This is a genomic window from Algoriphagus antarcticus (genome assembly GCF_002150685.1).
Classification (GTDB): Bacteria; Bacteroidota; Bacteroidia; order Cytophagales; family Cyclobacteriaceae; genus Algoriphagus; species Algoriphagus antarcticus.
This window is the reverse complement of the sequence record NZ_MSSW01000068.1, coordinates 1-12,255: the sequence shown is the minus strand read 5'-3', so window position 1 is coordinate 12,255 and position 12,255 is coordinate 1. Positions and strand designations below refer to the sequence as shown.

General features: G+C 43.4%; 8 protein-coding genes. 4 read left to right on the top strand and 4 right to left on the bottom strand.

Features of this window, described 5'->3' with window-relative positions; all coding sequences use genetic code 11:
- Positions 1-909 (top strand): tRNA (adenosine(37)-N6)-dimethylallyltransferase MiaA, encoded by a 909-nt coding sequence (gene miaA, locus BVH04_RS20165; protein ID WP_086543310.1) that lies wholly within the window; start codon positions 1-3, stop codon positions 907-909.
- Here miaA and BVH04_RS20160 read toward each other — a convergent pair.
- Both BVH04_RS20160 and pfkA read right to left on the bottom strand, forming a co-directional pair.
- Entirely contained in the window at positions 897-1,232 is a 336-nt protein-coding gene (locus tag BVH04_RS20160) for a hypothetical protein (RefSeq protein WP_086543273.1), read from the bottom strand. The two genes, miaA and BVH04_RS20160, sit on opposite strands and share 13 nt — an antisense overlap.
- Position 1,233: 1 nt before the next feature.
- On the bottom strand, positions 1,234-2,208 hold the full coding sequence (gene pfkA, locus BVH04_RS20155) for a 6-phosphofructokinase (protein ID WP_086543272.1): 975 nt from the start codon (positions 2,206-2,208) through the stop codon (positions 1,234-1,236).
- Between the two features lie 205 nt (positions 2,209-2,413).
- Here pfkA and BVH04_RS20150 point away from each other — a divergent pair, with 205 nt between their 5' ends.
- The 3 genes from BVH04_RS20150 (at position 2,414) to BVH04_RS20140 (ending at position 7,701) form a co-directional block, all read left to right on the top strand.
- Entirely contained in the window at positions 2,414-3,304 is an 891-nt protein-coding gene (locus tag BVH04_RS20150) for an aldo/keto reductase (protein ID WP_086543271.1), read from the top strand.
- A gap of 77 nt (positions 3,305-3,381) precedes the next feature.
- Positions 3,382-5,568, top strand: coding sequence for an acylase (locus BVH04_RS20145; RefSeq protein WP_086543270.1), 2,187 nt, complete (start codon positions 3,382-3,384; stop codon positions 5,566-5,568).
- Positions 5,569-5,715: 147 nt separating this feature from the next.
- Entirely contained in the window at positions 5,716-7,701 is a 1,986-nt protein-coding gene (locus BVH04_RS20140) for a M1 family metallopeptidase (protein WP_086543269.1), read from the top strand.
- Positions 7,702-8,459: 758 nt separating this feature from the next.
- Here BVH04_RS20140 and BVH04_RS20130 read toward each other — a convergent pair.
- Positions 8,460-10,772, bottom strand: a complete 2,313-nt coding sequence (locus tag BVH04_RS20130) for a GH92 family glycosyl hydrolase (protein WP_086543267.1) — start codon at positions 10,770-10,772, stop codon at positions 8,460-8,462.
- Between the two features lie 883 nt (positions 10,773-11,655).
- The gene (locus tag BVH04_RS20125) at positions 11,656-12,027 is read right to left on the bottom strand and encodes a single-stranded DNA-binding protein (RefSeq protein WP_086543266.1); all 372 of its coding nucleotides are present in this window, start codon (positions 12,025-12,027) and stop codon (positions 11,656-11,658) included.
- Between the last annotated feature and the right edge of the window lie 228 nt (positions 12,028-12,255).

Below are 12,255 nucleotides of genomic sequence, written 5' to 3'. Positions count from 1 at the left end.
TTGTCTAATCATTCCTACTTGATCTTAGTGGTGGGCCCCACCGCCGTCGGCAAGACCGATGTTTGTCTAAATCTAGCTAAAAAATTCAAGACTGAAATTGTATCCTGTGACAGCAGACAGTTTTATCGTGAGATGAATCTAGGTACGGCAAAACCCAATTCAGATGAATTGAAGCAAGTTCCTCACCACCTTATCGATAGTTTGTCCATCGTTGAGGAGTATGATGTCCGCAAGTTTGAGCGGGAGAGTATGGCATTGCTGGAGGAATTGTTTGCAAAGCACCAAGTGGTGATCATGACTGGCGGATCAGGTTTGTTTGCCGATGCTATCGTAAATGGCTTGGATGAAATGCCTGAAATAGCAGCAGGAGTCAGGCAGCAGATTATACAGGAGTATGAGGAAAAAGGCTTGGGATTTCTGCAGGGGGAAGTAGCTAAAAATGATCCGGAGTATTTCGAAAAAGTCGATCAAAAGAATCCTCAGCGACTCATGAGAGCCTTGGAAATCTGGAGAGCTACGAGCAAGAAATTCAGCTCATTTCGAGTGAAATCCAAAAAGGAACGGCCATTCAAGGTGATCAAAATCGGTTTAGAAAGAGATCGAGAAGAACTGTATTCTCGGATAGACTTTCGTATGGATCAGATGATTGATGCGGGATTGTTTGATGAGGCAGGTTCTCTTTTTGAGAAAAGACATCTGAATGCATTGCAAACTGTAGGATATTCAGAAATCTTCGGATTCTTAGAGGGGAAATACAACAAGGAAGAAGCTATCCGCTTGCTCAAAAGAAATTCAAGACGCTATGCCAAGCGCCAACTGACTTGGTTCAAGAAAGACGGGAAGATCAGGTGGTTTTCTCCCGAAAATCAGGAAGATATTTTAGCTTACCTACAAGCTCAGATTTTCTGAAAGCTGGCAATTTTACCAACCCAGTTATATGGCGCTTTTTTTAGCAGTGCATTGTATTGAATACGGTTGACCTTCAAGTCTCGAATGATTTTAAGAGCTTTCTCCGCAATACTTTTATCTACTCGGTTTTGCTTGAGTGCACCTATTAGCAAATCTGGATCAGAAGAATCTTCCACCATAATCCCCAAAGCAGGATTTAAGGAATTTAACTTAATGAGTAGCTCTTTCTGATGATTTAGTTTGCGCTGCAAAGCATTTTTCACAGTGAGGAAAAATAGGAGCCCTCCGGCTCCCAGCATGATAAATATTGGTATGAAACCCATTTTATATACTTAAGATTTTCATTAATTTAAGATGATCTTCGATCAGTGCTTTAGTCTTTCCTATGCAATCTGCGAAGGTTGTGAATACCACTTCCTGATTGACAACTCCAGCCATGTGAAATTGATGACCAGCAATAAGACCTTCTACTGCCGCCATTCCGCATCTGCTAGCTAATACTCTATCTCGTGCAGTAGGGTTTCCTCCACGCTGAATATGACCAAGAGTAGTTACTTTAAAATCCTTCGAAGGATCGTTTAACTTGGTTTTCACTTTTTCCATGATGGTCTGTGCATTACCTGCATCATCACCTTCAGCTACCACGATTATACTTGAGGATTTGCTTTTCCTGAGGTTTTTCAGAGATTTTACGACTTCTTCAAGGTCTGTTTGCGTTTCTGGAACCATCACGAATTCGGCACCTCCGCCTATTCCTGATTCTACAGCAATAAATCCGGCATCCCTTCCCATCACCTCAATAAAGAAAATCCTATCGTGAGCCGCCGCCGTATCACGGATTTTATCGATCGCTTCCAGTGCAGTATTTACCGCCGTGTCAAATCCAATGGTATAATCAGTGCCATATAGGTCATTATCTATAGTTCCCGGACAGCCGATAGTTGGGATTCCGTACTCCTCAAAAAACACCTTCGCACCTCTAAACGTACCATCACCACCTATTGCCACCAAGCCTTGGATGCCAAAAGCGCTAAGATTATCAAAAGCTTTTTTTCTGCCTTCAGGCGTCATGAATTCCATAGATCTGGCAGACTTCAGCACCGTTCCACCTCGCTGTACTATATTACTGACAGAATGTGATTGCATGCGCTTTATTTCGCCATCGATCATGCCTTCATATCCACGATATATTCCATATACTTCTAATTCTTTGAAAATAGCGGTCCGAACCACCGCTCTTACGCAAGCGTTCATGCCAGGACTATCTCCTCCAGAAGTAAAAACTGCTATTTTTTTCATATGTCTATAATTGTTTTTCAGCGGTCATATGGAATCTCGCATGTGTGACACCTGAATATTGCTCGATTTCATGTTCATAGGTTTAAAGCTCAAAAATAGGGATTAAAGGAAGAATGATTTCAGTTTCTTAAATTATTAAACTTTTATTAAATCCTGATTTGGAAAAGAGCTTGAATTCCAGCGCTAATTATCTGAATTTGTAAGGATGGAAAAGAGAAAATTACCTGGACTAGAGTTTGAAATAAGCCCCGTCGCACTAGGCTGTATGTCGCTGAAAGGCAATCTAAAGGAAGATCAAAAGATCATTGATGCCGCTGTTTTGGGAGGAATTAATTTTTTGGATACGGCAGATTTGTACCAAAAAGGCTTGAATGAAGAAATTGTCGGAGCGGCTATAAAAGATAAAAGGAAAGATGTAATAGTCGCTACTAAAGTTGGGAATCAATTGAGGGAAGATGGTAGCGGATGGGATTGGAATCCCAAGAAATCCTATATTCTGAAAGCTGTGGAGGAAAGCCTGAAAAGGTTGCAAACAGATTACATTGATCTATATCAGTTGCATGGAGGCACGCTGGAAGATCCTTGGGATGAAACACTGGAGGCTTTCGAGATTCTAAAAAGTCAAGGGAAAATCCGCGCTTTTGGGATTTCTTCCATTCGACCCAATGTGATCCGAAAAGTGCTAGAGATGAATTCTCCTGCTACCATCATGATGCAATACAATCCATTGGACCGCAGGCCTGAGGAATCAGCTTTTCCATTGATCGCTCAGTCTGATTCCAGGGTTTTGATTCGAGGTACTTTTGCCAAAGGGCTTTTGATCAATAAGTCTGCAGAGCCATTTCTGGAATATACTGCCGCTGAGGTAAAAGAAATCCGTGAGTTGATCGCAGATTCTGGTTTGCTACCCGAGGCATTTTTGATTCGTTTTGGATTGATTCAGCCAGCAGTAGGATCGCTTGTGATAGGAGCAAGTTCGGTGCAGCAAGTAGAAAAAATGATTTACGCTTATCAGCAGCACGAAATGATATCTGATGAATTGATCAAGGAAATCTCTGCGAAAATACCGCTAAACCTATACACGCAGCATAGATAAAATTCCAATTGCCTAGACTCGACAAATAGTCTATTTTGGGAGGATTGATTTTATCTCATCTTTTTAAACACCCAATTATGAAATTTAGACTGTTGCTTTTTGTTTTACCGGTTTTAATTTGGTCTTGTGAGCCCAAGGAACTCAGCGAATCCGAACGTTGGGAAGATACGGCTAGCAGGGTTGAGATTCTCCGGGATGATTATGGAATTCCACATATCTACGGGAAGAGCGATGCGGATGCAGTTTTTGGATTATTGTATGCACAGTGTGAGGACGATTTCAGAAGAGTGGAGCGAAATTATATCTGGGCCACAGGGCGTTTAGCTGAGCTGGAGGGGCAGGAGTCTATTTACAGTGACCTTCGCGCAAATCTCTACATGACGGAAGCCGAAGCCAAAGCTGCTTATGAAACTGCACCTGATTGGCTGAAGGGGCTTTGCGTGGCATTTGCTGATGGGGTCAATTACTATTTGGCAACACATCCGGAAGTGAAGCCACAAGTGATCACACACTATGAACCTTGGATGCCGATGTTTTTCAGTGAGGGTTCTATCGGTGGTGATATCGAGCAGATTCCTACGAGAGGAATTCAGGCTTTTTATGCTGAAAAAGAGCCAGATGTGATGGCGCAGTATGAGAAAGAAATGGTGTACGAAGCCTTATTGGATGAGCCGAAAGGCTCAAATGGAATTGCTGTAAATGGCAAGATGACTGCCTCCGGAAATGCCATGCTGCTCATCAATCCGCATACTTCATTTTATTTCAGACCGGAAGTTCATGTGGTGAGTGAAGAGGGTTTGAATGCTTACGGCGCTGTGACATGGGGTCAGTTTTTTGTTTATCAGGGATTCAATGAAAAGACGGGATGGATGCATACTTCTACCCAAGTGGATTTCATAGACGAATTTGTGGAGGAAGTTTCCGAGAAAGACGGGAAATATGAATATCAATATGGAGATGAAAGTAGAGCTGTAGAAGAATTTCAGATCTCTTTGAAATATAAGGCGGGTGAGGAATTAAAGGAAATACCTTTCACTTTCTATAGAACTCACCACGGCCCGATTACACATCAAATCGATGATAAATGGGTGGCAACCAAGATCAATTGGGATCCGGTAAATGCACTTATCCAAAGTTTTACGAGGACTAAATTGAGCAATCATACCGAGTTTAAGAAGATGATGGACATCCGCACCAATTCTTCCAACAATACTGTTATTGCAGATGCAGACGGAAACATCGCTTATTTCCACGGGAATTTTATCCCAAAGAGAAATGAAGGATTTGACTTTTCTGAACCGGTAGATGGCTCTGATCCGAATTCCGATTGGCAGGGATTACATACCGTAGATGAAAGTATTATGATACTAAATCCTGGAACTGGTTGGATTCAAAATTGTAATTCCACGCCTTTCACTGCTGCGGCAGAGTTTAGCCCAAAAAGGGAAGATTATCCGTTTTATATGGCTCCAGACCAAGAGAATTACAGAGGGATTCATGCTATGAAAGTGCTAAATGAAGCTTCTGAACTGACATTGGATGGTTTGATCGATCTTGCGTACGATCCATACTTGCCTGCTTTTGAAAAAATAATTCCCATGCTGCTGAAAGCTCATGAGAAGAAAGGTATAGCTGATCCTCAGTTTACCGAAGCAATCAAAATCTTAGAAGCTTGGGATTATCGCACCTCCAAGGAGTCTGTGGCTATGTCGTTGGCTCATTTTCTCGGGATGAATTTCATGAGGAATCATGGAAACATCAACAACTTGATCAGCTTCAATACAGACGAAAATACTACGATTCCAAATCCCTCACCGACAGAACTTCTTTCCACTTTCAGTCAGACTTTGGAGGAGATGAATGCGGACTTTGGTACTTGGAATACGCCTTGGTCGGAAATCAATAGATTCCAGCGATTGACTGGTGAAATTGATATGCCATTTGATGATTCCAAGGAATACACTCCAGTGGGAATGGCTTCAGGCACCTGGGGAGCTTTGGCTGCTTTTGGTGCCAAAACCTATCCGGGGACGAAGAGATTGTATGGTTACAGAGGAAACAGTTTTGTAGCCGCAGTGGAATTTGGTGAGAAAGTAAAAGCCAAGTCAATTCTGGCAGGTGGACAAAGCTCAGATCCAAATTCACCACATTTCTATGACCAGACTCAGGGCTATGTAGATGGTGAATTTAAGGATGTTGCTTTTTACCGCGAGGATGTGGAGGCTAGGGCAGCCGAGAGATATGTGCCGGGGAAAAGGGAGTAGCTCTGTGAAAAGTAAAAATTGTAAGAAGTAAAAAATGTAAAAAAATATAAGCACATCAAATCCATAGACCCGTTCATATTCAATCTTTGACGATGTTAATGGATTTTTTACTAAGTTTTCCTACTTGAATATAACCCACCTCAGCTTATGAGAAAAATACTCTTTTTCATGCTCCTAAGTACTTCTGTAGCTTTTGCGCAGCAAGAAAATCCCAAGCCGCAGCGATCGTCCATAGAAACAGATACGCGTGCAATTCGGCAAGATATTCCGATGACGAATTCGATTCGAAAAGCTTTTGAAAAAGGATCGCGAAACTTCTCTGGTAAGCCCGGTGCTAACTATTGGCAGCTGGAAACGGACTTTACGATCAAGGCTAGTTTGGATCCGAGCACACAGACGATCACAGGATCTGAGAAAATCCTTGTGCATAACAACAGCAAAGACGATTTGAATGCGATCATCCTTCGACTTGATCATAATGTCTTTCGGGGAGACGTGCCCCGCGGAAGTTCAGTTCCTGCGGAAAATACCGAGGGTATGATCGTCACTGCGATAAAAGTGCAGGGAGAATCTGTTGATCTGAATGCTGCTCCCCGAAGGAGAAATGATCCTCCAGCGCTGAGTGTAAGAGGCTTGAAGAATACAGTTGCGACCATCACATTGGTGAATCCTATCAAAGCAGGGGCAACTGCGGAAGTAGAAATTGACTGGCACACCAAATTACCCGGAGGTGATAATGGCAGAGGGCATAGAATGACTCAGCGTTTTGATAGCACCTTATTTCAGCCTACACAGTGGTTTCCAAGATTGGCTAAGTACGATGATCTTCGCGGATGGGAAACTAGCCTTTACTTAGGGCCAGCTGAGTTTTTTAATAACTTCGGAAGCTATGACGTGTCGCTGACGGTTCCTGCTGGCTGGATTGTAAGTGGCACAGGCGTGTTGCAAAACCCAACTGAAGTTTTGACTCCGACGGTAGCGGAAAGGTTTGCTAAAGTACTTGACTCTGATACAGAAGTGACGCTAGTGGGCGAAGATGAAAAAGGTCCGGGAAAAGCAACTAAAGCTGGAGATAAACTTACCTGGCGATTTAAGGCGGATAAAGTGAATGATTTCGCTTGGGCTACTTCGGATAGATTTATATGGAAAGCTACTAAAGCTGATATTCCAGGTAAAGGGCAAGTACCGATTTACATGGTTTTCATCCCTGAGAGAGCTCAGTATTTTGAGAAAGCAGGAGAGAATACGAGACATGCACTTGAGTTTTATTCCAAACTTTGGGCACCTTATCCTTTCCCTCAACTAACGCTGCAAGATGGGCCAAGTGCTGGTATGGAGTATCCTATGGTGATCAATTCGAATCAAGGCGCTGCAGATCATGAGGCCGCACATCAGTGGTGGCCAATGATGGTCGGAACCAATGAGACTCGCTACGGCTGGATGGATGAAGGTTTCAACCAATACATGAATATTCTTTCTACAGCAGATAGTAGAGGAGTGGATTATAATCTTGATGGTTTGGGTCAAAGCTACGGACGAATCAGCGGCTTGGAGGATGAGGCACCGATGATGTGGAGCGCAAATGACGCAGGCCCTATGTACGGATTTCAGACATATCAAAAAGCACCACTGATGCTATCCATGCTTGGCGGGATAGTAGGCGATGAGGCAGTTATCAGTGCCATGAAAAAGTACGCGGAGGCTTGGGCATTCAAGCATCCATCGCCATGGGATTACATGTTCTTTATGAATAATGAGTTGGGGCAAAATCTTGGGTGGTTCTGGTATTACTGGTTATTTACCACAGAATCCGTGGAAGGATCTATCCAGAATGTTAGTACTTCAGATGGCAAAACAACTGTGACAGTTTATCAGGCTGGACAAATGCCTTCACCAGTTTTCTTGAAAGTGGAGTTTGAAGAAGAAGGAGCCGCGATCAAGAATTTGGCTAATGCGAAAATGATTGATGCTTCGACGGCAGAAGTGACTTGGCCAGTGACGGTTTGGTTTGATGGCAGCCGAACCTTTGATGCAGTGATGGACTTCGGAGATCGAAAAATCAAACAAATCACCTTAGATCCTCATGGACGTTTTCCTGATAAGGAAAAGGCAGACAATGTTTGGCCTAGATAAATTGAATGTAGAATGAGGCTCGATGGAGCCTCATTTTTTTGAAGTCGATTTTAACCGCAAAGATCACAGAGTTTTGCGCAAAGGGCACAGCTGTCAGGCTGAGCGAAGTCGAAGCCTGCTTCTCCAGACGCTAGACTCGAAAGTCATCCCATAGGAAAAGAGCTTAAAGCTCCGTTAGACAGGCTTTCACAAGATATTTTTAACCGCATAGACCACAGAGCTTTGCGCAGAGGGCACAGCTGTCAGGCTGAGCGAAGTCGAAGCCTGCTTCTCCAGACGCTAGACTCGAAAGTCATCCCAAAGGAAAAGGGCTGAAAGCTCCGTTAGGCAGGCTTTCACAAGATATTTTTAACCGCATAGACCACAGAGCTTTGCGCAGAGGGCACAGCTGTCAGGCTGAGCGAAGTCGAAGCCTGCTTCTTCGGAAGCTAGACTCGAAAGTCATACCATAGGAAAAGGGATGAAAGCTCCGTTAGGCAGGCTTGCACAAGATATTTTTAACTGCAAAGACCACAGAGCTTTGCGCAGAGGGCACAGCTGTCAGGCTGAGCGAAGTCGAAGCCTGCTTCTCCAGACGCTGGACTTGATTATTATCCCAAAGGAAAAGGGCTGAAAGTCCGATATAACTTAGCCCAGCTCGGAAGGGCTGGGTTAAAAAAGACAAAGGCAGAATAGTAAAGCTCTGAAAGAGCGAAATATCCTACTGTTTTTCATAGCTGGTTCATGCCTGCCTTCCGTAGGCATGGCTTGCCGAATTATCATTTATTCGGGCTTTCACTCATCTCCAAGTTCAGCTCACCGCCGCCTGTGATTTGCGAATGCGAAAGCTCCATATTTCCTACATTTTGGTTCTTCCACGAAGCAGAATTTACATAGACACTTGTAGGGCTATTCCCACCGGTTTTGATGATGAATTCCTTACCGGGATAGTACTTAGGATTGAGTGCTATGGTGATTTTATCAAAAATAGGACTGCCAATCTGGTAGGCGGGATCAGCTTCGGTGCCACCGTTCATTTGGAACAACCCGATTTTCATCAATACAGCCAAACTTCCCATTAGCCCTTGGTCTTCATCTCCGTTGTAGCCATTTTCAGGACTAAGGTCAGAATAGATTGCTTTCACAACCGCTCTAGACCAATACTGTGTCAGGTCAGGTCTTCCAAGTTTATGGAAAATAAACGCAGTCTGAATTGAAGGTTGATTTCCATAGTTGATGGGGATTCTTCGATATTCTGGATGAGTTTCCTGAGAGTGGGAGGTGCCAGAAGTGAAACCAAGTTTTTCAGATTCTTCAAATGACCTGTTCAGTCGGTCAATCGCTTTTTCTTTTCCTCCCATCATAGCAGCTAATCCTTCCAGGGCATGTGGGACAAACCAAGTTGCCTGACTTCCATTTGCCTCGTTAAAGCCTGCATTGTATTCGTATGCATCAAAAGGCATTTTCCAGCTTCCGTCCACATTTCTTGGGCGCATCCATCCTGATTCCCAGTCAAAGGTGTTTTTATAGTTTTCTGATCGGGTCAAAAACTCATTTGCGGAAGCATCATCTCCCAGTGCTTTTGCCAACTGTGCAAGTGTCCAATCCTGATAGGCGTATTCCAAAGTCAAACTTGGACCATCCTGATGAAATCCAAACCTTGTTCCTTCCGGGGTTGGCCATGGAACATAGCCAATATTTAAGTAATGAGATAGTCCGCCACCTTTGGATGTCTTATGCTCATAGCCCGCTTTTTCCATGATTCCACCAGGCCGGTGATTTTTCTTGAGACCTTCGAAGGCCATCTCAACATCAAATCCCCGGATTCCTTTCTGATAAGCGCTGACGATAAATGGCGTGCTCGAAGCACCAGTCATCACATAAGTATAATTGCCGCCAGAAGGACCTCTTGGGATCAATCCTCCGTCCTGATAGTAGCGCAGCATGGAGTTCACGAACTCCTCGGTGATCTCAGGATAGACGAGGTGCCAAAGTGTATTGATCGTCCACTGAGCGCCCCAAAATGAATCCGAATTGAAATGCCTGAATTTTGGTTTTCCTGCATCGTCCAGTGGGATTTGCTTTGCCAAAAGCGTTCCGCTGGTCATGTCCCCATATTTACCATTGACATCGGAGATCGTTCTTCTGCCCTGAAGTGCATGGAATAAATCAGTGTAAAACCGTCTTCTGTCTTTCTCTGTAGCTCCTTCAACTTTTATTCTTCTTAAGTAGCTATTCCATTCTTCGAAAGATTCATTTTGTGTTTTCTCAAAATCCCAATGAGCCAGTTCTGTATTCAGGTTTAGCATTGCCTGCTCTGCACTGACATAGGAAATCCCCACTTTCATCAGCAATTCATCCTTAGAATTATCAAAAGACAGAAGCGCTCCAGAATTTTTTCCTTTGATGTCTCTTAGCGTAGAAGTCACTCCCTCGTCTGACCATCCTGTAATTTCTGCTATTGGTCTATTCAACTTGATCGCATAAAATATTGCAGTATTGAATGGTCTCCTGATTGTCGATCCATTGATCAAGTATCCCTGAAGCGTGGTTTGATCCACTTGGATAAGCTGGCCGTCGATGATGTCAGAAGGACCCAGCATTCCACCAAGTCTGATCATGACTTGCTGCTGACTGTTTTTCGGGAAAGTATAGCGGTGAAAACCCACGCGAAGGGTGGAGGTGAGTTCTACTTTGATGTCGTATCTGTCCAGTATGAGCTGATGATAACCTGGTTTGACGATTTCTGAATCATGAGAAAAAGGGGACCCGAAATCTGTGTTTTTGTCCAATGCAATGCCTGAAACCGGAAGTACAGATAGTCCTGAAAGTTGCCAAGCGTGCACATGGCTGAGACCTTTGATGGAGTCACTGTCATATCTATAGCCTGAACCCCAAGCCCCGCCAGTGTCTGTATCTGGACTTAGATTCACCATTCCGAAAGGTCGGGTGGCAGAATTGAAAAAGAACCAGCGGGAGTTTTTACTGTCCACGTATGGATTTACCAGATCGGCTGGGGATTCTTTCGTTTGGGCGAAAGTGAAAAGGGATATCTGAAAAAATAGAAAAGTGAGGAAATGTTTGAGCTTCATCTTGGAGGTCAGTTGAATTGAGAGGTTAAGTAAGTTTCAAAAGTTCGGATAACAAACCTGAGGTGTAGGGTATTTACGCAAAGGATTTCCGCACTCTGATTTACAATGTTTATGGGTAAGTATTTATTATGCATACAGTTAAATTGGATTTGAGTGAATTACTGATCGTGCCTTTGGCACTCTGGAATTCTATATTCTACTTTTAACCCCGAATTTCGCTTCGCTGTATTCGGGGCTATTATTGGTTGTGCCGTTGGCACAAGTATTCAGTAGTATTTCCAGACCTCTTGCCAACGGCAATACAGGTAAAAGCGCAGAATGCAAATCTGGGTTTGAACAGGAGGTTCTATTGATAGAGTGCCAACGGCGCTATCAGTATTATCAACACTTAGTACTATGAAAGCCTCCGAATTTTGCTTCGCTGTATTCGGGGCTATTATTGGTTGTGCCGTTGGCACAAGTATTCAGTAGTATTTCCAGACCTCTTGCCAACGGCAATACAGGTAAAAGCGTAGAATGCAATTCTGGGTTTGAACAGGAGGTTCTATTGATAGAGTGCCAACGGCGCTATCAGTATTATCAACACTTAGTACTATGAAAGCCTCCGAATTTTGCTTCGCTGTATTCGGGGCTATTATTGGTTGTGCCGTTGGCACAAGTATTCAGTAGTATTTCCAGACCTCTTGCCAACGGCAAGACAGGTAAAAGCCCAGAATATAATTCTGGGTTTGAACAGAAGGTTTTTTTGATAGAGTGCCAACGGCACGATCAGTATTACAATTACAAGTCTTAAAATAAATCGATGAAGGAATAAATAGAAAAAAAAAGCAGGAAGTTCACACACTTCCTGCCTTTCTAACTTTAATATTAGAGCCTAATTTTCTTAAAAAGGCAGATCTGCTTCTTCCTTCATCTTCGCAGTTTTTTCGCCCAAGAGCAGGAAATCATTCACCACGATCTCGGAGATGTAACGCTTCACGCCATCTTTATCGCTGTAGTCGCGGTTGGAGATTTTGCCTTCAATGGCGATCTCAGAACCTTTGTCAGTGTATTTTTCGATGAGCTCCGCATTCTTGCCCCAGATCACCAATCTATGCCAGGTGGTTTCAGTGACTTTCTCACCTTTTTGATTTTTGTAGGATTCGTTGGTAGCGATGTTTACGTTCCCTACGATCTTGCCACTTTCCAGGGTTTTCAATTCTACTTTGGCTCCCAGGTGACCGATTAGCTGTACTTTGTTTCTTAGCGCATTCATGATGTTTGTTGTTTTGGTTAGAAAATTTGTTTGTCGTTTTCGCTAGAGGAAAAACTTATGATCCAAAGTTGCAGGATGGGAAAGCGCTAAGTCGGTAGCTAGTCGTTTGTATTCGATAGTATCCGTTTGTGGTCGGATAAAGTGGGTTTGATAGGTATTGAGGTTGATTGTCTAATCAAAAAAGTTTAGTAGGTTTAGTAAAAATAGGAGGAGTTGCGGGTATACACT

Excerpts from the sequence above, each read along its gene's own strand:
- BVH04_RS20160 (WP_086543273.1), bottom strand. The coding sequence starts at position 1,232 with ATGGGTTTCATACCAATATTTATCATGCTGGGAGCCGGAGGGCTCCTA.
- pfkA (WP_086543272.1), bottom strand. The coding sequence starts at position 2,208 with ATGAAAAAAATAGCAGTTTTTACTTCTGGAGGAGATAGTCCTGGCATG.
- BVH04_RS20150 (WP_086543271.1), top strand. The coding sequence starts at position 2,414 with ATGGAAAAGAGAAAATTACCTGGACTAGAGTTTGAAATAAGCCCCGTC.
- BVH04_RS20145 (WP_086543270.1), top strand. The coding sequence starts at position 3,382 with ATGAAATTTAGACTGTTGCTTTTTGTTTTACCGGTTTTAATTTGGTCT.
- BVH04_RS20140 (WP_086543269.1), top strand. The coding sequence starts at position 5,716 with ATGAGAAAAATACTCTTTTTCATGCTCCTAAGTACTTCTGTAGCTTTT.
- BVH04_RS20130 (WP_086543267.1), bottom strand. The coding sequence starts at position 10,772 with ATGAAGCTCAAACATTTCCTCACTTTTCTATTTTTTCAGATATCCCTT.
- BVH04_RS20125 (WP_086543266.1), bottom strand. The coding sequence starts at position 12,027 with ATGAATGCGCTAAGAAACAAAGTACAGCTAATCGGTCACCTGGGAGCC.